The organism is Arthrobacter sp. B0427-1-12 (genome assembly GCF_059092905.1).
In genome coordinates this window covers 1-19,933 of the sequence record NZ_JBNHIC010000019.1, presented here as the reverse complement: position 1 = coordinate 19,933, position 19,933 = coordinate 1, and the positions used below count along the sequence as shown (strand labels likewise).

Genomic DNA, 19,933 nt, shown 5'->3' with positions numbered 1-19,933 from the left:
CGTGCTCACCGCGGGCAACGGGACCCAGGAGCCGGCCCCGGTCATCGAGGTGCGCGGCGCCGTCGTCGACCTCCCCGGTTCCGCCCCTGCGCCCGGGCAGGACACCGGGGCCGTGCCCGGTACGCTGCGGGTCCTGGGCCCCGTGCACGTCACGATCACCGAACTGGTGGTCGGCGCCAACGGCTCGGGCAAGTCCACCTTCGTGAGGCTGCTCAACGGGCTGGTCCAGCCTTGCGCCGGGTCCGTGACGGTGCACGGGCTGGACACCGTGGAGCGCACGAACGAGGTGCGGTCCCGGACCGGGTTCATGTTCACCGACCCGCTGGTGCAGCTGGTCATGCCCACGGCGGGCGAGGACATGGAGCTGTCCCTGCGCCGGACCATCCATAACCGTCGCGTCCGGCGGCGGGCCGCCGAGGACCTGCTGGCGCAGCACGGCCTGGCGGGCTTGGCGCACCGCAGCATCTACGACCTCTCCGGCGGGCAGCGCCAGCGCCTGGCCCTGGCCACCGTGCTCGCCACCGACCCGGCGCTGCTCGTCGCCGACGAGCCGACGCCCCTGCTGGACTTGGACTGGACCCTGGAGGTCCAGGATCTGCTGCTCTCCCTGCCGGGGACGGGCCGGTGCCGGCAACTGGTGTACACCACCCACGACCTCGAGTTCGCCGCGCGCGCGGGCCGTTGCCTCGTCATGGCCGGGGGGCGCGTCGTCCACGACGCCGACGGACCGGACCGCCGTGGCGTGGTACCGCCGAGACGTGCTGGCCCGGCGCGCCCGGGCGCGGCGGGACGGGGGCATGCGGTGAACCTGCTCGACCACCGGCCGGGAACCTCGCCCGTCCACCGGGTCCCGCTGGGGGCGAAGTACGCGATGCTGCTGGTGCTGAGCGTGGTCCTGGTGGCCTGGCGCGAGCCCGTGGTGATCGGCGTGGCGGTGCTCGGGGTGTGGGGTCTGTACCGGCTGGCCGGGCTCGCGGGCGAATTCCTGGCCCCCCTGGCGGCGCGGCTGGCCGCTGCTGCTGTTCGCCGGCGTGGCTCGCTGGGCCTCGGGCGTCTGGGGGCCCGTGCCGCTGTCCCCGTTACCTTTCTTATAGCCCCGGAACGAGCAAGAATCGGGGTTGCTGGCCTGTCGGCCCCGGCATGATCCGTTCCCCCAGTCGTCCATGATCCGAATCTTCTATATCCGTCAAGCGAGCCGCGGAAGCGTGATCGCGTCGGCGTGATGTGCATTGAGTGTGCGGTAGAGGCGTCGGGCGAGGTAACGCTTGAGACAGCGGCGGATCTCACGCGAGGTCTTGCCTTCGGCCTTCCTGCGCTCGGCATAGGAATGGGTTGCCGGATCATGGACCATCCTGACGACGGTCGCCAGGTGCAGTGCGCTGTTCAGGCGCCTGTCGCCGCCGCGGTTGAGCCGGTGCCTGACCGTGTTCCCTGACGAGGCGGGGATGGGATTTACGCCGGCGAGGGCGGCGAACGCGGCCTCGGAACGGACCCGGCCCAGATGGGACCATGCGGTGTAGACCACTGCAGCAGTGATCGGGCCGACCCCGGTCTCCTCCAGCAAGGCTGCTGCGGGACTGGCTCCTAGAAGCTCGGTGGTACGTGTCTCGTTATCCTTTAGTTCGGCGTCGAGGACAATGATGCGCTTGGCGAGACGGACGGCCTCCGCGCGGGCGGTCGCTTTAGCCAGCTCCTCTTCACGCCTGCGCCAGTGGGAGATCTCGATGAACTGGCTGTCCGTTAAGGGCCTGCGGGCGTCGACGCCCACGTCGACGCTGCGCAGGAGGGCCATGAGGGCATTGACCTTCGCGGTGCGCTCCACCGACATCTGTTCCCTGGCGGCTACGAGGACGCGCAATGCGGCCCGTACGCCGTCGTCCTGGCGAGGGATGCGCAGCTGGGATTCCTCGAGCGGCAGTGTTGCGGCAGCGATCGCGGCCGCGTCCAGCGGATCAGATTTCCCGGCACCGCGCCGGGCCGTCGCGTACGCCCTGACCCTGGGTGCCTCCACGACCCGGTAGCCGGATCGCATGACGGTGCCGGCCAGCAGCGCGCCGTAACTGCCGGTTCCTTCGATGACCCAGAGAGCTCCGAGGTCGCCTCCCGTGCGGCGAGCTGCCCACGCGATTGCACGGGATCTGCCTGCGTGCGTGTTGGGGAACCGCTCGGTGCCCAGATGCTCGCCCTTGGCAGTAAGCACAGCATAGGTGTGGGTGCGGGCGTGCGTGTCCACGCCGATGACGAAGGGGCAGTTGTGGGCAACAGTGGTCATCGTGATCCGGGGTTCCTTCCTCGCGAACGGGTAGATCCTTCTGGCCGCGGTACGGCCGGCGTCACCCGGGCGGAGGTCACTCCGAGGCACTCCTGTGATGGGCCACGGCCCCGAATCAGGGCTGGGCATTCTTCTGATCAAGCCGTCGGTGTGGGCCGAGCAGGCGCCGGCCGCCATCTCCAAAACCGGGCAATTCGGATCCAAGGCCCTCCAACGGGCCGAGGGGGTGCTGAGCCACAGCCAAGAAGAGGCGGCCAGTACCTACCCTGTCAGCCGGTCCCGGACCAGCCACATCAAGACTCACAGGGGGGTGTTGTCACCGGGGTCCGATAGGCGCCAGGGGATCGCTAATGGGGACCAGACCAGCCGCAGACTTCACCGCGGAGGCCGGCCGTAACGTGGATGCCGAGCTCTGGGGCCGCAGGACATGCCAGCGCTGTCAGAACGGACCGGACTTCTGGAGGCTATGCATGATCAAGGACCACGAAACGGTCGATGTCTTCATCGGCGTCGACGTCGGCAAGACCAGCCACCACGCGGTGGCCCTGGACAAGACCGGCAGGAAACTGCTCGATAAGGCACTGCCGCAGGATGAGGCGAGACTGCGGGCGATCATCGACAAGCTGGCCAAACACGGGACGCTGCTGCTGGTCGTGGACCAGCCCGCCACTATCGGCGCGCTGCCCGTTGCCGTGGCCCGGGCAGCCGGCATCCTGGTCGGCTACCTGCCGGGTCTGGCCATGCGCCGGATCGCGGACCTGCACCCCGGTGAGGCCAAAACCGATGCCCGCGACGCCTACATCATCGCCGAAGCCGCCCGCAGCATGCCGCATACGCTGCGCTCGATCGCCGTCGCCGACGAACAGGCCGTGGAACTGTCGATGCTCTGCGGCTTCGACGACGACCTGGCCAAGCAGGCCACCGCCGCCTCGAACCGGATCCGCGGCCTTCACCTGCGATCCATCCGGCCCTGGAACGGGTCATCGGCCCGCATCTGGACCATCCCGCGATGGCCGAACTGCTCCGGAAATACCCGACCCCCGAGGCCCTGCGCCGGGCAGGGCAGACCCGGGTCGCCGCGTTACTGACCAGGTTCGCTCCGCGTGCCGGCAAACGCTGGGCCGCGGAAATCTTCACCGCCCTGGACCAGCAAAGTGTCGTCGTCTCCGGCACCGGTGCCGCCGGCATCGTGCTGCCCCAGCTCGCGGCCCAGCTGGCCCAGCTGCGCACCTCCAGGGCCCAGATCCTGGCGCAGGTGGAGAAAATCGTGGAGGCCCACCCTCTTCACGAACTCCTGACGTCCCTGCCGGCGGTCGGCGTCAGGACGGCAGCCCGGATCATCACCGAGGTTGCCGGCAAGGAATTCAAGACCGCAGGCCACCTGGGATCCTACTCCGGGCTCTCCCCGGTCACGTGGCGCTCGGGAACCTCGATCCGCGGCGACCACCCCTCCAAAAAGGGCAACAAGATCCTCAAACGCGCCCTGTTCCTCTCCGCGTTCGCGGCTCTGAAAGACCCCGTCTCCCGGGCCTACTACGACCGCAAAAGAGCCGAGGGCAAACGGCACAACCAGGCCCTGATCGCCCTCGCCAGACGCCGCTGCGACGTCCTGTTCGCCATGCTGCGCGACGGCGCGCTTTACGAGGCGCCCCAGACCCAGGCGGCCTAAGAAGACAGGCACCCAGCCGGCGGCCCACGCCGGCCGGCCGGAACCCGCTGCCCAAAACCCCCGACCACCGCGGCAAAGAAAAGCGCCCCCGTCGCTTGACGAAGAACATAGGGACACCCCCCTGGACGCCCTCGGGCCGGCCCTCGTGGTCATGGCCGCCGTCTTCGGCGCCCTGGCCGCCGCCCGACTGCTGGTCATCACCACCCCGCTTACGGCCAATGCGATCGCCGATCGGCCCCCAGATGAAGAAGGCACCCAAGGGCCTGGTGACGAATGCCAACGCGAACACGGCGAATGTGCTGAGGAGCGGCGCGGCGGGGAAGAATGCCTCGGCGATGATCAGAGCTAGTGCTCCGTACAGCGCGTATCGTAGTATTCCGTGGATGAATCGTGGCTTGACGGGTCGACGTTGTCGGCGAGTTGAGTTTTTGTGTCCATGATGGTCCTCGGAGGGGATCTCGGCGGTGTAGCCGTAGAAAGTCGTGCGGTGGGGTTGGCGATTTAACGCAGATCCGCAGTCCGGTCGTACCGCGACAGGAGACGAGCGTCGCAGCGGTGCGCCGACGTACAGGACGAGACGGCGCACCGCTGCACGGGTTAACTGGCGCCGACCTTGCCGAGGAAGCCGGCGTCGACCGGCAGGGAAACACCGGTGACGTAGCGAGCTTCGTCGGACGCGAGCCAGAGCAGGGCGTTGGAAATATCTTCCGGTTCCACCCACGGCACCGGCATCGTATTGAGGGACTGGAAGGCAGAAGCGAACTGCTCCCGGGACGGATTAGGCTCCGCCGGGAAGAACAGCTTGTACACACCCTCATGGTGGATCATGTTGGTGTTGACCGCAGTGGGCTGCAGATTGTTAACCCGAATGTTGTGGCGACCCAACTCATTGGCCATGGTGCGCGTCAAACCCACCACCCCGTGCTTGGCAGCAACGTAGTGAGCGAGATTTTCGAAACCCATCACCCCACCGTTGGAGCTGGTGATGATGATTGAGCCGCCGTTGCCAGCTTCAATCATCGACGGCACCACGGCCTTTACCGTCTGCCACACGCCGGTGAGATTGACGTCGATCATGTCGTCCCACTGTTGCTGAGTCAGCTCCCACGTCCGGTTCACGCTCCAGATACCTGCATTGGCCGAGACGATGTCGATGTGACCGAATGTCTCGAGACCCGCGCGTACGGCGTCCTGCATCGCGGCCTCGTCACGGACATCCGCTTCCACAGTTACGGCACGCCGCCCGTGCTGCTCGACCAGCCGCGCCGTCTCAGCCAGATCCTCCGCCGTTGCCAAAGGGTAAGGCACGGTGTCGATCTGCTGGCAGATGTCCACCGCAACGATGTCGGCACCCTCCTCCGCCAGACGCACCGCATGCGAGCGGCCCTGGCTACGGGCCGCACCGGTGATGAATGCAACCTTGCCGTCTACACGTCCCATTCTTGACTCCTTTGTATTGGGGATGTTTGAGAACCTATGCGACGCAGATCACGATGTCAACAGTTGTGTTGAAAGCGCTTTCGGAGCGGGAGAGGATCTCAGTCGGTGGCATGCCGCACGAGCATCTTCAGACATCAATTAGTGCAATATTGAGGTTTTCTGGCTCTTCACAATCCAAGGTGTACCCGGGGTCTGAATCCGCCGGATTCCATCAGTGATCGGGCGATGTGGTTCGTGAGCTTCCGGAACCTCAAAGCGGAGCCTCGCAGGTTCTCGAGTCGGCCGTTGATGGCTTCGGTGGGTCCGCCGGAGGGGCCAGAGCGGTCGAAGTGGGCCAAGATGTCCGCCGTCCGCTTCTTCAACGCCCGTCCCAGGCCCGCCGGTTCGGTGAGCTTCGTCGGCACGGCCCAGCCCAGCTTGGTGATCAGCTTCTACATCATCGCCTTGCCCTTCACCCGGTCGGGGTGCCGTTAAGCAGCGACCACGTGCTGGTAGAACATCCAAGTGGCTTCCACCTCTACGTGGTCGTCGTCATTGAAGACGTCCTGAATGCGTGAGTACTGCTTGTCAGTGAGCAGATCGGCCCCGGTCAGCAGTATGCGCCGGGCTTTGTAGAGCGGGTCGATGCTGGACTCGGCGCCGGCACCATGCCAAGGCATCGCCGACCAGGCGGGCCACGTGGAACGGATCCATCACCGCGGTCGCCTCGAGGATCTCCTTGGTGACGGCGGTCTTGAACCCGGAGAACCCATCCATGGCCACCCCTCGACGTTGTCCCGCCATCCCTGGTCACGCTCGGCCAGCCACTGTTTGAAGGCCTTTTTGGCGCGACCCTCGAGCATGTCCAACAAGCCTCGCCGGCCCGGTTCCGGCCCGCAGCGGGGTCAAGTCGATGAATCACGGTGAAGTACTTGTCCCCGCACCGGGTGTGGTGGCACACATGTTCGTCCGCCCGATCGCGGTGACCCCGGTGAACCAGGCGGTGTCGTCGATCAGGAAGCGCTTACCTTCGGCCAGCACCGCGTCATTGGCGGTGTTCCACCACACCCCCAATGCTTCGGCAACGCGGGCCACGGTCAGATGTTGCACGACCAGCGCATCTAGCGCCCAGCGCAGGGCACGACGGGAGAGCCTGGCCCGCGGCCCGGCGGCCTGGGTGAAGAAGCTGGGCCGGATCCCGGATGGGGGTGGCTGGCGGGCCCATGGCCGCATGATGGGCAGGACCTGGGCCCAGAAGCGGCCAGGCCCGGCTACGACTGCGTGCACTCGTTGGTCGATGACCACCTCGCGGCTGGCGTACTCCGAGGTGCTGTCCGATGAGAAGGGCGCCACCTGCGCGGGGTTCCTCACCCGGGCGGCGGCCTACTTCGCGGGAAAGGGGATTACCCAGATCGAGCGGGTGATCACGGATAACGCGTTCTCCTACCGCCACTCCACGGCGTTCCAGCTGGCCTGTGCCGGGCTCGGTGCGGTGCAAAAGTTCATCAAGCCGCACTGCGCGTGACAGAACGGCAAGGTGGAGCGCTTCAACCGGACCCTGGCCACGGAGTGGGCCTACCGCCAGTTGCACCGCTAGATTCGCCGCCATGATCTTCAGAGGTTCTCCTCACGTAGGTCAGGAGTTGCGCCGTGAAGGCACGCGCCAGGCGTCCTGGCAGACCAGAGTGCCTGCATCAGCAAAACCACGCTGCCGACGGCCATGACCGACCCGGCAACGACCAGCGCGGTGAAGGGATCTCCGGTCAAGTCCCGGGCCCAGCCACCGGTGACGGGACCCAAGATCTGGCCGATCCCGGCCGGAATGAACATCAGACTGAAAGCAGCCGTCATTTGCGCCTGCGAATATCTGTCGTTCAGGTCGGCCGATATGACCGCAGCGGTTCCCGACATACTCGTTCCGAGAACGATAGCCATGACCACTGCGAATGGTAGGTAAGCGGTAGTCGCGAGCATCACTGCCCCGGCAGCGCAGACACATTGGCCGACCAGAGTCGGCACTCGGCCCGCCAATCGGGAAATGGTTTCGGCAACCACGCCCCCGCAGATCATTGAGATACCGATGAGCCCGTACAACAAATTCGCCACCCAGGTTGATGTGCCTGAATCCATCAGCGCTGCAACAAAGAACGTTAGGCAGGTGACAGTGCCGAAACTGAAGGACGAGAAGGCGATTGTCGTACCCCACCACCGCGAATCTGGACGCCAACGGGCGTCCTTCTTGTCCGACGAGCGCTGAGGTTCCCCCGGTATCTTAAGCAGGCGGTATGCGGCAACCAGCACCACAACTGCGATGGCGGTTTCCACCCCCCAGACGCCTCGCCAACCGCCCACTGCGTCCGACAGGGCGGGCAACACACTACCGAGGGCAATACCCAGTCCCATACTGCTCGCCACGATGCCTATGCCACGGCCGGGATTTCGACGGTATACAGCGGCCGCGAGACCCGGCGCGGGAAGCCACACGAGCGCGCCGCCAACGCCGGTGAAAAACAAACCGGCGCCGGCGACCGCCGGCCCGCTACTGAAGGTGAGACACGCGAGCCCGAGAATCGTGCTTCCCAGACCACACTGGACGACTCGTGAAGCAGCGATCCGCTTCGATACTCGAAGACTGAGGAGCGCTCCCACCAGGTATCCGAGCATGTGCGTAGTCGCCAGAATACCGCTCGCCGTGTATGAAGGGATGACTTCTCCGCGCATCGCGGGAAGCAGAGGTCCGAACGAGAAGCGAGCGAGGCCCTGGGCGACCGTCGTGCACAGCGCGAGCACCAACAGAGCAACGACACGGGCACCGCCCTCGACGGGGCGCGTCTTGGGAGTCGTCCCCATCTCTCCCCGCGCGGGGTGATCAGTCAATTGCGGCGCGGGTACGGAATGGCCGGGCCGATCCTTCGTAGTCGCGGCCGACGTAGAGATCGAACGACACCACCGGTTCCACCGAGTGGTACATGGCCTCGACGAGGGGTTCGTACCGACGAAGAACCTCCACCCGGGGCGGTTTCATGCTTCGCGTCAGCTCTCCGCGGTCGGGGCTTAGCGGCTTCGGCATGATGCTGGCCACCGAGATCTTCTTGCCGCACTCTGCGTCCAGCGCATGGATCTCCTCGGTGAGGAGGGCGACGACCTGGGGTCTTGAACGAGATGAAGTGAAGGACTGAGAGAGGGTATGCACGGTTCTCCTATGCAAAGTCGGGCGGTCATCGGTTCTGGAAGCTGCGCCGATCGTGAAGAAGTCCATCACCCGGCGGGAGGGTGTCGACGAAACATAGAGCGGTTTAAATGCGCAATGCTCGTTCGAGCGCGTCGGCGAGTGCGCCGACGTCCTCGACCGGCCTTCCGCTGGTCAAGACCGCGATATGGTCACGGCTGCCTCGGCGTTCGACGACGATGCAGTGCTCGAAGTCGATCCCACTAAGGGCAGTGTCCACGTGGGACGGAATCATGGCCCACGGTCCCAGGCGATGACCGCCCGACCGGCCGTCCTACGCCAGACACCCACACTCGGGCTCGGTCGCCATAAGGCGAAAGGTGCTGAATAGCTCGGCCCGCCATCCACTCCGATTACGGACGAACGATACAGCGGAAACCGATGTGGCATGTAGAGGTTTCCACACTCTCTGCCTGTCGTGCCGCCGGACGATAGCGAAGACAGTAGTTCGGTGCGCATAGGTGTGAACCGCCCTTGATGACCTTATATGGATACGACCCCGGCTCGCCGTCAGCACTAGTACGCGGATTGGCCGGTCTACAGCACGCATGAGCCGGTGCCGTCTCACGACCGTCTGCACCGTGATGGGCCGTGAAAAAGTCGGCGGTCCACTCCGACACGTTTCCTGCCATGTCGACCAAACCGTATCTGTTCGGGCGGAAAGCACCGATCGGAGACGTCCCGAGGAATCCGTCCTCGGCTGTGTTCTCCCACGGGAAGCGCCCTTGCCATGTGTTCGCACGAAGGTGACCGCCGGGAACGAACTCGTCACCCCAGACAAACCGCGCTCTGTCCAGCCCACCACGCGCGGCGAACTCCCACTCCGCTTCCGTGGGAAGATCTTTTCCCGCCCATTGGGCATAGACGAGCGCATCGAAGTACGACACGTGCGTCACCGGATGCCGCTCACGTCCTGACAGATTGCTGCTGGGGCCCTCGGGACGACGCCAGTTCGCTCCGGGCATCCATGTCCACCACCTGCGGTAGTCGTCGAGCGGTACCGGTCCGGACGGCGCGACGAACACCAGCGAACCCGGCACGAGCAGTTCCGGATCGGCCCCGGGATAATCCTCCGCCCGGGGTTGCGTTTCCGCGGTCGTGATGTAGCCGGTGTCCTTGACGAACCGCCGAAACTCGGCGACCGTCACAGGATGCTCGTCGATGAAGAACCCGTCGACCCGGACCTGGTGGACGGGTCGCTCCTCCGGGTAGAACTCTTCCGGCGCACTCCGCACCTGCGTCACAGAACTCATGTACGCATCCTCTCCCCGCCCGGCGGCGGCCGGGCACTTGGTTGATCGTGCTCGTAGCGGTTCGCCGCACCACGCGAGGCGCGGATGGGGTGGCCGGTGGGCGGGTCCGGCTCGCGCAGCATCGGCATCTGCGCTGGATCCCGCAGGATCCGTCCCGAGTCTCCAGGCCAGGTGTCGTGGTGTCGGCCACGCTGGGGTCGGTCCCGCGGACCGTCCTGGCTTCGTTCGCGCTACGGGCACCACCACCGCCATGCCGTGGTGCGCGACACCCATCGCTGCGGCCACCTCGGCCACCGTCCCCCGGACTCGATGCGCCGGACCGTGGTCCAACCTGCCGATCGGGGTCGTCCGGGCATGACCGAGGGATATAGGAGACCCCCTGGGGGTCGAGCTGAAGAATGAGACCGCTTCAACTCGACCCCGAGGCCCCCGTGTCAAAAGAACCCGGTCAGGGTCAGTACAGCTCGTGCAGAGACCTTGAGGATCCTGATCCCGGCAAGGAAGCCCCGCGGCGGTGTGGATTCGCCCGTCAGTAGCTCCTGGGGAGCCCCAGCGACCGTTCTGCGATGAAGTTGAGGATCATTTGGTTGTTGACCGGGGCGATGCGTTGCAGTCGTGATTCGATCCAGTGGCGACCAATGTGGTACTCCCTGGCGAAGGAATAGCCGCCAAACACTTGCATGCTGGAGTCTGTCGCACTGAAAGCCGCCTCGGTCGCGAGGTACTTGGCCGCGTTAGCCAGGGTCCCTACTTCGGCCCCCCCGAGGCGCTCATAGTCCTCGACAGCCTGGTACACGACCTGGCCCGCGGCCAGCAGTTGGAGGTAGTTGTGGGCCAGAGGATGCTGGACGGCTTGATTCATCCCGATGGGCCGATCGAAGACGACCCGCTCACGACCGTATTGTGAGGCCGCTTTGATGGCCCAACGCCCAACACCCAACGCCTCGGCGGAGAGGTAGAGACGTTCCCCATTGAGGCTGTGAAGCAGATGGTAGAACCCCCGGCCTACTTCCCCGATGATGTCCTCATCACGCACGAAATGATCCTGCAGGAATAGCTCGGCGGAGGCTACCGCGTTGCGACCGATCTTCGGGATCGCGCGGATGTCGATGTTCGGGGAATTAAGGTCCGTCAGGAAGAGCGTCAGACCGGAGGCCTTCCGCTCCTCTGCATTCGGGGTCGACGTGCGGGCCAGCAGCAGAACCTTGTCCCCGCGCAAAGCTCCCGAATTCCAGACCTTAGTGCCCGAGATGAGGTACCCGCCCTCGGTCTTCGTCGCGCGGGTCTGGATGCTCGTCGTATCCGTACCCGCGTCCGGCTCGGTCACGCCGAATGTGACAAACAGATCGCCCGAAGCGATGCGCGGAAGGTAAGACCGTTTCTGCTCCTCGGTGCCGAACTTCAGCAACGCGGGAATGCACAGCAGCGGGATGTGCACGGACGAGCAGGCGTTAATCGCACCGCCACTTGCCGCGAGTTCCTCAAGGACGGCGACCTGGTCGCTAAGGGTTCCACCACCGCCGCCGTACTCCTCAGGGATCGTGATGCCAAGCAAACCGGCCTCGGCAAAGGCGGCGAAGAACTCCTCGGGGAATCGTTTGTCCAGATCGCAGCTGTCCCAGTAGCTCTCGTCGAACTTCTCACAGATGCTCGCCACAAGCTCACGCAGGTCTGGCTTGGTGCTCTGATGCGGGAAAGGTGTGAATTCCACGTGCTTCTCCAGGTCTCTTCGGTCGCAGCGATTCCTCTACGCCAGCGTCGTTTTCGACGGTATGTCATGCCAAAGCACCTGTCAACACTATTGTTGACTAGGCTCATACCCAGGCCCCATGGAGACGAGTTCCGGATCCGGGGAGCGCCGGACACCCACCTGGCAGAGCGGCGGCAGCGACACGCTCCACGCCTCGTCCATGGACACGGGTCCCCCATGGCCCACGCACTCCTTTGCCGCCTCCCTGCCCGACGCGAACGCGACGACCCCCGGCCCACCGGTTTCTAGTCTCGCCGCGCTGTTCAGACCAGAGGCCCTGCACCGCGGCCAACGGACACTGGATCAGTATCGCGATCGCCACACGTCAGCCGGGACCCGCTCGGCTCCCCTCGCCCAGTTGCACGCTGCCTCTTGGATTCAGCGGTTCGGCGGCAATGCCTGAAGCAGCTCAGTCTTGTCGAGCCAACCGCGCGCAGGCGCTCACCGCATTGTCTTAGCCCGAGCACTGTCATTTGGGAGCATCCTCGCGCTGGCAGCCGGGAAGATTCGTTCCAAATCCTCCAGCCATTGAGAGTCACTGCCATCACGTGTCGCGATGCCGAACTCGGTGGCGACGGCGTCGACGAAAGAACCCTGCACCGTCGTGGCACTGACTCGCTCGACCAGGTTGGAAGTTCCAGTCGGCGACCTCGCCGACATGGCGATCACGACCCGACCTTCTGGGGCGGCATGTGCGCCCGCGGCGAAATCGGGCGCGCCACCGAGACCGGAGACCTGCCGTTCGCCGATGCGTTCGGCGTTGACGTTTCCCCGAACATCGATCTGGAGTCCGCCCAGCACCACGGTGAAACCCCGCTGATCGGCAAGCCAGCTCGGGGAGTGGACGATCGTCGAGGGAAGCAGCCTGATTCGGTGATCCGTTGCCGCCCAGCTGGTCGCGTCCGGGGAGGCCACGACCGACATTGCCCTGATTGGCGCGGTCTTCGAAAGTACCCCGCGCTGCGCCAGCGTCCACGTGTTATCGGTGATCGCGCCGGTAACAATGGAAAGCTCCCGCGGCGGCTCGAGGACTTCGGCGATAGCGTCGGCCACCCGCCCTACACCCAGCGCCAAGGAACGAACTTCCCCGCCGATCGCCTGGCACGCATTCCGGGCGATCGCCCTGCTCGCCGCATCGGGTTCACCGCTTAACGGAACATGGTCTCCCGCAGCACCAGCCGCGACAACCAGGTCGGCGCGATGCGCTTTTGCGGCCCCTCTCATCAGCGGAAGATCGACAACCTCCTCGACCACCACCACCTCCGCCGCATCAATCAACAGTTGCAGATATCCGTTAATTACGCCGAGATCGAAGTGGGATCCCATCGAAGTCGCGCAGACGACAACGGCGTCGACGGGGATGTCCCCGTTCCTAATGGACGCACAGATCTCCCAGTAACTGCTGCGTACATGTTCCACAGGCAAGCGTCCCAAGCCTCGGCCTGGCAGGACGCTGGCCAGCCTGACGTGTTCATTCTCAGTGACCGCCTCGGGCAGCGGGGCGCGCCTCACCCCTGTCATAATGCGCACGGGATCGGCCTCGGTGGCTGGCCAGCGCTCAAGATAGGCAATCAGCCCGGACGACGGTTCGAACAACCCCTCAGCACACCAAATAGTCCTCATTAAACCAACTTATCAACATAAATGTTGACGCAACAGTTTGACGCACGCCACAATCGGAGAAATGCAACGTCCACCCCTGGAGTCACCATGTCGAATGCCACCGTTACTGAAGCCCCCCCTGTCCTGGCCGCCCCCTTCACCGACGCGTCCGGACGAGTCCTGACGACCCTGCCTCAACTTGTGCGCCGCAACGCCCAACAGCACGGCGACAAAATCGCATACCGCACCATCGCGCCGCGTGGCGCCTGGACGACGCGAACATGGGGCCAGGTGTATGAGGCGGTCACCGAAATCGCCGCCGGCGTCTTCGCCCTGCAGTCGCGCCTAGCACTTCGTCAGCCAGATCAGTTCGGTTTCGCGATCGGCAAGAACTCACCCGACCATTTCATCGTCGAATACGCACTCCAGGCGACTGGCCTTACCGCCTTCCCTCTGTTCGAGACCATGAGCGCTCCGGAGATGCGGGTGACCCTGGCTAGCTACCCGGCATCGATTGCCTTCAGCGGAACCGCCGGCGCAACCGACCGGCTCCTTGAAGCCTCAGATACGCTCTCGGTGCAACGCGTCATCCAGTGGGGCACCGATCCCGTGGTTGATGACCCAAGAGTCATGACACTGAGCGATCTTCGTCGCCTCGGCGTGGAGTATCTCGCAGTCAACCCGAGCGCCGTGGAGGAGTCGATCGATGCGGGAGACATCAATGATGTTTCGTGCGTGATTCTGACGTCCGGGACGACCGGCGTTTCCAAGGGCGTACTGGGGACCAATGCCTACATGCTCGATAACGCAGCCCGCTACCGGTATGTCTATGACGCACAACCGTTCGCGAAGTACCTTAGCTACCTTCCGGCCGCTTTCTCCGTGGAGCAGTTCAACGGGCTGACTTTGGGTGCCGCCGCTCCCCTGGAAGTTGCCTTCAGCTCGGCGCCCAATAAGGCAGCCGAGGAGTTCATCACTTCTGAAGCGTCCATGAAGTACCTCGGCCCCCGCCAATGGGAGGAACTGCGCGCTACGGTTCCCGCCGATTTGCTCTCCAATGATGCGGAGATTGTTCTCCGGCGCGATACGATCCGCAAAGAATTGGGCCTCGAGCATGTCAAGGGGTGCATTACAGCCGGCGGCTCCCTTGCAGGAGAGGTGCTGGAGTTCTTCAAGCTCCTCGGTCTGCCGATTCGAAACGTCTACGGTCTGGCCGAAATGGGCATCTTCACCGCGACGCGTGACGAGCACCCCTCGGAGAGCGTCGGGGCGGCGCTTCCGACAGCCTATGGCACCGAGCCGATCCAGGTCCGCACCTCGCCAGACGGGGAGGTGCAGGTGCATGGCGGGGTGCGGTGCGCGGGCTACTGGGGCGGCAAGGAGCTCGACGTAACCGAGGACGGCTGGCTGCGCAGTGGGGACGCCGGCGTCATGGACAAGGGAGCGCTGCACATCTTGGACCGGATCACCAACATCCAGCGTCTGCCCAATGGAGAATCCTTCGCCCCACAGCCAATCGAAATCAGCGCGATGAGCAGTCCATACTTCTCCAACTTCATTCTCATCGGTGGGCACGGCAACGATTCCCGTATCGGCGCGATCGTTCAAGTGAACGACGAGGCCGTACGCCGACGACTCGATGACAGTCTCCGCCGCAACGCATCCTACTCGGAGCTCATCGTCGACGAGGATGTCGTCGCGCTCATCTCCGGCGAGATCGAGAAGCTGAACAAGACCCTGCCGAGCACACAACGCGTGAGCCTGCTGGGAATTCTGCCGAAACCACTTACGGTCGATGACGGGGAACTGACACGGAGCATGAAGCTGCGCCGATCGGTGGTCGTCGACCGCTATAACCAGTTAGTTGCCGCGATGTACGAGCAGACGGAACCGCATACCGTCGCATTCGACGTGTACGTGGGGCGGGATGGAGAGGGCGGCGACACGTCCATGCGCGGTTACGTAAAATCTGTCAACACTAGTGTTGACGGCATGCTCATCAACAGATATGTTGATTAGCATGCAGACGAATGAAGCTATCCAGACGGACTACGACTTCGTGATCATTGGCGCCGGCATGTGCGGTCTGTACCAGCTGTACCGCCTCCGCCAGCTCGGTGTTCGGGTGACAGCCCTCGAGATGAACGGAAACGTCGGTGGCACCTGGTACCGCAACCGTTATCCCGGTTGCCGTTTCGACTCGGAGAGCTATACCTACGGGTATTCCTTCTCCGAGGAACTGCTCGCGGAGTGGAACTGGACCGAACGATTCGCTCCGCAACCGGAAGTGTTGAGCTATGTCAACTACGTGGCGGACAAGTTCTCGCTTCGTGAGGACATCCAGTTCAGCACCAAGGTCATAAGTGCCCGCTTCAACGACGACCAATCAACATGGGACGTCGTAACCGAGGATGGTCGGACCATCTCAACCCGGTTCCTTATGACCGCCATGGGAATGCTCTCCGTGCCGACAGCGCCGCGACTGCCCCACCTGGAGAAGTTCAAAGGCGAAACGGTCCACACGTTCTACTGGCCGTCGGAGGGAATCGACGTCGCTGGCAAGCGGGTCGGCGTGATCGGAACCGGCTCCACCGGTGTCCAGGTGATTTCCACCATCGCCAAGGACGTCGACTCGCTGACCGTTTTCCAGCGGAACCCAAACTGGTGCGCCCCGTTGCACAACGGTCCACTGTCCCAACAGGACATGGATGACATCCGCTCGAAGTACGACGAGATCTTCCAGTCCTGCTTCAACTCCCCCAACGGCTTCATTCATCGACCGTTGCGTGAGAAGACTACGGATGTCAGCCGCGAGGAGCGACTCGCCCTGTGGAACGAGCTCTATGACTCCCCTGGTTTCGGGATCTGGCTGGGGAACTACCGGGACACGATGATGGATGCAGCGGCGAATGCTGAGCTCTCCGAGTTCGTCGCCGGGAAAATCCGCGAACGCGTCACGGATCCGCGAACCGCCGACATGCTGATCCCCACTGATCATGGCTTCGGAACCAAGCGCGTCCCACTCGAAACCCGGTACTACGAGGTCTACAACCAGGACAACGTCGAACTCATCAGTGTCGGGAAGAATCCGATCACCGAGGTGACTGAAACGGGCCTCAGGATCCAGACCGAGAACGGACCTCGTGACATCGAACTCGACGTGATCGTGTTCGCAACCGGCTTCGATGCCGTGACAGGCGCGTTCGACCGGATCGATTTCGTCGGCAGCGGTGGCGTCCGGCTCAAGGAGAAATGGGCTAATGGACCCAGCACAACTCTGGGCGTGCAGACTGCAGGTTTCCCCAACCTTCTCATCTGCGTCGGACCGCAGTCAGGCTCGGCTGCAGCCAACTTCCCCCGCGGCATCGAGGACATCGTCGGGTGGATGACCGACTTCGCTGAGTTCCTTATCGAAAATAGCATCACCCGGGTTGAGCCCACCAAAAAGGCTGAACAGGCGTGGCTTGACCACGTGGCTGAGGTGAACGACAAGGTGTTGATGACCAAGACCAAATCCTGGTTCAACGGCCACAACATCAATCTCAATCGAGACGACCGGCCTCGGCAGATGATTTATACAGGCGGCGCCGTACGCTACCGTAGCCTACTCGCGGACGAACAGGCGGCCGGATACCCCAGCTTCGAACTCAGCAGAGCTGAGGTTCCGGCCGCTGTCTGACGAGTCCGCGCGGGCAATCGACCCTAAGCCGTCCAGACGCCCTTGAAGCCCCTCAGGGGCTGGAGCGTGCTGCCGGTGTCTCGGATGCCTGTCCGGCCGAGACCGCCGTCGCGTACGTGACGGTCCGGGCCGGTGCCAAGCCCACCGAGCGGGAGCTGATCGCCTTCGCGAAGGAACGGCTGGCGGCCTACAAGTACCCGCGGGAGATCCACATCATTGACGACCTGCCCAAGATGCAGACCGGGCAGATCCGACGCCGTGCGCTGCGCGGAGAATCGAAGGAAGGCCACCAATGACCACCACGCAGGACCTGCAGGACAAGACGGCTCTCACCACCGGCGCCAGCCGCGGCGACCTCAGGCCTTCACATGTCGAGCTTCTGGCTCAAAGGCAAATGGCCTCAACAGGGCCTTCCCCTTGGAAGCTGCCCACAGGATCCACTTCCCTGTGATGCTCTAATTCGTGTTATTCATCGTCATGCACGCCTCGCTGGCATTCGCCCCAGGAGCCCTGCGCAACCCCAACCACATGTACGGAACACAAGATGCCGAAAACTGAGCAAGGTTCTGGGCCTTCCTTGCCTCCGTGGTTGCCATGGTCCTCGCTGCCCTCGCAATGCGGCCGGTGCCAGCCAGTGGAAAGACCGAAATTCAACTAGTCCCATTCTTCCTTGAGACGTCAAGCCGGAATCTGCCACCTTTCATCCAGCTGCCCGGCCGTGCCTATAGAAACCGATCGAAGTGAAAGAGCAACATGCCTGATTCAAACAAAGAAGCAGATCGGCATCCGCCATGCGCTTCCGCGGTGGCGGAGGCAGCGAAGCTACGCGGAGAACTGGTGGAAGTTAGGTTAAAGACGGGACAACGCTGCAGCGGCGTCGTCGATGAGACGTCTGCCGCGCTTGGATTGTTTTGGATCACCGATCACAGCAGAGGCCAGCGCGTACTGCTCCTCGCCGACGATGTCCAAACCGTGGCCCGGCCAGAGCGGCTCCTTTAGCCAGCAGCACTGCCAGGACAAGTGCTGATCCCGAGTCCGTTTTGTTAGAGAAGGAGGCAGCAATGACCGCCGTGGACGAAAGGGTCGCGACGACAGCCCTCGACCAGCGTTGTGCCAACGACGTTAGGTTCGCCCATCCCCGAAACGGGCCAATGCGGACCGCGGCCCCGAGGTTCTGGTCCCACGGCGAGCAGGAGGGGCGGATCGAGCGCCAGCCGGTCAAGGGGGTGCGCAAGGCCACCGCCAAGGCAATGGTCGAATCCGCGTTCTCCGCCCCGCACGTGAGCATCTTCGTGGACGTGGACGCCTCGCGCACCATGGAGTTCGTGCAGCGGCTCAAGAAGAGCCGCGACTTCGAGGGCATCAAGGTCTCCCCGCTGCTGATCCTGGCCAAGGCGGTCATCTGGGCGGCCGCGCGCAACCCAAGCGTGAACGCGAGCTGGGTGGAGACGGAGAACGGCCCGGAGATCCACGTCAAGCACTTCATGAACCTGGGCATTGCCGCGGCGACCCCGCGCGGGCTGCTGGTGCCGAACCTGAAGAACGCGCAGGACCTGTCCCTGAAGGAACTGGCCATCGCGCTCAACGAGCTGGCGACCACCGCCCGCGAGGGCAGGACCAAACCGGCGGACATGCAGAATGGCACGCTGACGATCACCAACATCGGCGCCCTGGGCATCGACATCGGCACCCCCATCATCAACCCTGGCGAGGTCGCGATCGTCGCCTTTGGCACCATCCGGCAGAAGCCGTGGGTGGTCTCCGGGGAGATCATCCCGCGCTGGATCACCATGCTCGGCGGCTCCTTTGACCACCGCGTGGTGGACGGGGACCTCTCCGCCCGGTTCATGACCGACGTCGCCGCAATCATGGAGGAACCGGCCCTGCTGCTCGCATAACCCAGTTCGGGCACCTGCTGGCCCCAACTGACCTGTTGTGTGGTCAGACCGTTTCAACGATGCCACCTGCGACACTTCTGGATGCGCGATAGGCCCAACACCCGTAGGGCGTAGGCGTAGCCGCGGAACGGCTCCAGGCTCGCGATCTTGATCCCAGATGCGAAGCGCAGGCCCTTGTTCCTTGGGCCAGTCTTCGGTCCCCCCCCCTTTTCCGGAGCGGCCCTCAACGAGATCCTGTAGGCACGCCCGGACGATCCATGGCGAGCAGATGGAGTTTGGAGCCGGATAACAACGCTCCCGCAGGTATTCCCCCGGTGAATCGATAACAAACCTCACGCCGGCAAGCTGGATCCTTCGACCGGGTCGGGTTCGGTCAGAGTTTGGCCGCGCCGGAGGTATTGGTACACCGTTTCCCGGCTGAGCCCGTATTCGCGGGCCAGGACGGACTTGGGTTCGCCGGCCGCGGCCCGGGCGGCCAGCTCGGCCGCGAGTTCCGGGGCCAGGGCGCGCTTGCGGCCGCTGTAGGCGCCGCGGGCCTTGGCCAGACTGATGTCTTCGCGCTGGCGTTCCCGGATCAGGGACCGCTCGAACTCGGCGAAGGCGCCCATGACCGAGAGCATCAGGGTCGCCATCGGCGAGTCCTCCCCCGTGAACACCAGAGATTCCTTGACGAGCTCCACCCGCACCCCCTTGCCGGTGAGCTTCTGCACCACCGAGCGCAGGTCATCCAGGTTCCTCGCCAGCCGGTCCATCGAATGCACCACCACGGTGTCCCCGTCGCGGGTGAACCCGAGCAGGTACCCCAGCTGCGGACGCTCCGCGTCCTTGCCCGAGGCCTTGTCCGTGAACACCCGATCCAGGGCCTGGCCTTCGAGCTGGCGCTGCTCGTTCTGGTCCAGCGTGCTCACCCGCACGTACCCGAGCCGCTGACCCGTCACCCCGTTTCCCCAAACCTTCAACCAAAATGCCGAAAACTGTCAGATTGAAGCTTAAGAGCTGTGGGAACACCTGTCCATAAATTCAAAATCTGACCCTAACCTGGGGACTGTCGGGACTGTCTCACCAACGGCGCCTCTCTGTGTCAAGCTGCTGTGTGGGAGGGGCCGCTAGGATTGTTTTTGGCGGGTCCGGTATGTGACTTTTCCGAAGCGCCGGTTTGGGG

General features: G+C 64.0%; 14 protein-coding genes and 4 pseudogenes. 8 read left to right on the top strand and 10 right to left on the bottom strand.

The window, feature by feature from the left end; all coding sequences use genetic code 11:
• The first annotated feature begins 1 nt into the window (after position 1).
• Entirely contained in the window at positions 2-1,144 is a 1,143-nt protein-coding gene (locus AC5RWU_RS12660; RefSeq protein WP_494031202.1) for an energy-coupling factor ABC transporter ATP-binding protein, read from the top strand.
• 42 nt (positions 1,145-1,186) lie between these two features.
• Here the strand turns inward: AC5RWU_RS12660 and AC5RWU_RS12655 are convergent, their stop codons facing one another.
• Positions 1,187-2,272, bottom strand: coding sequence for an IS110 family RNA-guided transposase (locus AC5RWU_RS12655; protein ID WP_494031201.1), 1,086 nt, complete (start codon positions 2,270-2,272; stop codon positions 1,187-1,189).
• 470 nt (positions 2,273-2,742) lie between these two features.
• Between AC5RWU_RS12655 and AC5RWU_RS12650 the strand changes: the two are divergent.
• Both AC5RWU_RS12650 and AC5RWU_RS12645 read left to right on the top strand, forming a co-directional pair.
• Positions 2,743-3,941 (top strand): annotated as a pseudogene (locus AC5RWU_RS12650) (IS110 family RNA-guided transposase).
• A 151-nt stretch (positions 3,942-4,092) separates the two neighbouring features.
• Positions 4,093-4,290: a hypothetical protein gene (locus AC5RWU_RS12645; protein ID WP_494031200.1), complete on the top strand. Its 198-nt coding sequence runs from the start codon at positions 4,093-4,095 to the stop codon at positions 4,288-4,290.
• Positions 4,291-4,538: 248 nt separating this feature from the next.
• On the opposite strand, the gene AC5RWU_RS12640 is transcribed toward AC5RWU_RS12645, so the two are convergent.
• Positions 4,539-5,381 (bottom strand): mycofactocin-coupled SDR family oxidoreductase, encoded by an 843-nt coding sequence (locus tag AC5RWU_RS12640; RefSeq protein ID WP_494031199.1) that lies wholly within the window; start codon positions 5,379-5,381, stop codon positions 4,539-4,541.
• A 167-nt stretch (positions 5,382-5,548) separates the two neighbouring features.
• Positions 5,549-6,539: pseudogene (locus AC5RWU_RS12635) on the bottom strand (ISL3 family transposase); the annotation flags it as partial.
• Here AC5RWU_RS12635 and AC5RWU_RS12630 point away from each other — a divergent pair.
• A pseudogene (locus tag AC5RWU_RS12630) lies at positions 6,538-6,948 on the top strand (integrase core domain-containing protein); the annotation flags it as partial. The pseudogenes AC5RWU_RS12635 and AC5RWU_RS12630 sit on opposite strands and share 2 nt — an antisense overlap.
• A 26-nt stretch (positions 6,949-6,974) precedes the next feature.
• Here AC5RWU_RS12630 and AC5RWU_RS12625 read toward each other — a convergent pair.
• The 6 genes from AC5RWU_RS12625 to AC5RWU_RS12600 form a co-directional block, all read right to left on the bottom strand.
• The gene (locus AC5RWU_RS12625) at positions 6,975-8,210 is read right to left on the bottom strand and encodes a YbfB/YjiJ family MFS transporter (RefSeq protein ID WP_494037011.1); all 1,236 of its coding nucleotides are present in this window, start codon (positions 8,208-8,210) and stop codon (positions 6,975-6,977) included.
• Positions 8,211-8,229: 19 nt separating this feature from the next.
• Complete coding sequence (locus tag AC5RWU_RS12620; protein ID WP_494031198.1) at positions 8,230-8,553, bottom strand: hypothetical protein; 324 nt, start codon at positions 8,551-8,553, stop codon at positions 8,230-8,232.
• A 103-nt stretch (positions 8,554-8,656) separates the two neighbouring features.
• A complete protein-coding gene (locus tag AC5RWU_RS12615) occupies positions 8,657-8,824 on the bottom strand; it encodes a hypothetical protein (RefSeq protein WP_494031197.1) in 168 nt (55 codons plus the stop codon).
• Between the two features lie 118 nt (positions 8,825-8,942).
• Positions 8,943-9,842, bottom strand: coding sequence for a formylglycine-generating enzyme family protein (locus tag AC5RWU_RS12610; protein WP_494031196.1), 900 nt, complete (start codon positions 9,840-9,842; stop codon positions 8,943-8,945).
• 529 nt (positions 9,843-10,371) lie between these two features.
• Complete coding sequence (locus AC5RWU_RS12605; RefSeq protein WP_494031195.1) at positions 10,372-11,553, bottom strand: acyl-CoA dehydrogenase family protein; 1,182 nt, start codon at positions 11,551-11,553, stop codon at positions 10,372-10,374.
• Between the two features lie 480 nt (positions 11,554-12,033).
• A complete protein-coding gene (locus tag AC5RWU_RS12600; RefSeq protein ID WP_494031194.1) occupies positions 12,034-13,215 on the bottom strand; it encodes an acetyl-CoA hydrolase/transferase C-terminal domain-containing protein in 1,182 nt (393 codons plus the stop codon).
• An 87-nt stretch (positions 13,216-13,302) separates the two neighbouring features.
• On the opposite strand from AC5RWU_RS12600, the gene AC5RWU_RS12595 reads away from it, so the two are divergent.
• From AC5RWU_RS12595 to AC5RWU_RS12580, 4 genes and pseudogenes are all read left to right on the top strand, one after another.
• Entirely contained in the window at positions 13,303-15,213 is a 1,911-nt protein-coding gene (locus AC5RWU_RS12595) for an AMP-binding protein (RefSeq protein WP_494031193.1), read from the top strand.
• A gap of 1 nt (position 15,214) precedes the next feature.
• On the top strand, positions 15,215-16,873 hold the full coding sequence (locus AC5RWU_RS12590; protein ID WP_494031204.1) for a flavin-containing monooxygenase: 1,659 nt from the start codon (positions 15,215-15,217) through the stop codon (positions 16,871-16,873).
• Complete coding sequence (locus AC5RWU_RS12585; protein ID WP_494031251.1) at positions 16,870-17,169, top strand: AMP-binding enzyme; 300 nt, start codon at positions 16,870-16,872, stop codon at positions 17,167-17,169. Before AC5RWU_RS12590 ends, AC5RWU_RS12585 begins: the two co-directional genes overlap by 4 nt.
• A gap of 894 nt (positions 17,170-18,063) precedes the next feature.
• Positions 18,064-18,771: pseudogene (locus AC5RWU_RS12580) on the top strand (dihydrolipoamide acetyltransferase family protein); the annotation flags it as partial.
• Positions 18,772-19,103: 332 nt separating this feature from the next.
• On the opposite strand, the gene AC5RWU_RS12575 reads toward AC5RWU_RS12580, so the two are convergent.
• Positions 19,104-19,709, bottom strand: a complete 606-nt coding sequence (locus tag AC5RWU_RS12575; protein ID WP_494031191.1) for a recombinase family protein — start codon at positions 19,707-19,709, stop codon at positions 19,104-19,106.
• Between the last annotated feature and the right edge of the window lie 224 nt (positions 19,710-19,933).

What these genes read in the sequence shown, in the direction of transcription:
- AC5RWU_RS12655 (WP_494031201.1), bottom strand. Translation starts at nt 2,272, where the DNA reads ATGACCACTGTTGCCCACAACTGCCCCTTCGTCATCGGCGTGGACACG.
- AC5RWU_RS12645 (WP_494031200.1), top strand. Translation starts at nt 4,093, where the DNA reads ATGGCCGCCGTCTTCGGCGCCCTGGCCGCCGCCCGACTGCTGGTCATC.
- AC5RWU_RS12640 (WP_494031199.1), bottom strand. Translation starts at nt 5,381, where the DNA reads ATGGGACGTGTAGACGGCAAGGTTGCATTCATCACCGGTGCGGCCCGT.
- AC5RWU_RS12625 (WP_494037011.1), bottom strand. Translation starts at nt 8,210, where the DNA reads ATGGGGACGACTCCCAAGACGCGCCCCGTCGAGGGCGGTGCCCGTGTC.
- AC5RWU_RS12615 (WP_494031197.1), bottom strand. Translation starts at nt 8,824, where the DNA reads ATGATTCCGTCCCACGTGGACACTGCCCTTAGTGGGATCGACTTCGAG.
- AC5RWU_RS12610 (WP_494031196.1), bottom strand. Translation starts at nt 9,842, where the DNA reads ATGAGTTCTGTGACGCAGGTGCGGAGTGCGCCGGAAGAGTTCTACCCG.
- AC5RWU_RS12600 (WP_494031194.1), bottom strand. Translation starts at nt 13,215, where the DNA reads ATGAGGACTATTTGGTGTGCTGAGGGGTTGTTCGAACCGTCGTCCGGG.
- AC5RWU_RS12595 (WP_494031193.1), top strand. Translation starts at nt 13,303, where the DNA reads ATGTCGAATGCCACCGTTACTGAAGCCCCCCCTGTCCTGGCCGCCCCC.
- AC5RWU_RS12590 (WP_494031204.1), top strand. Translation starts at nt 15,215, where the DNA reads ATGCAGACGAATGAAGCTATCCAGACGGACTACGACTTCGTGATCATT.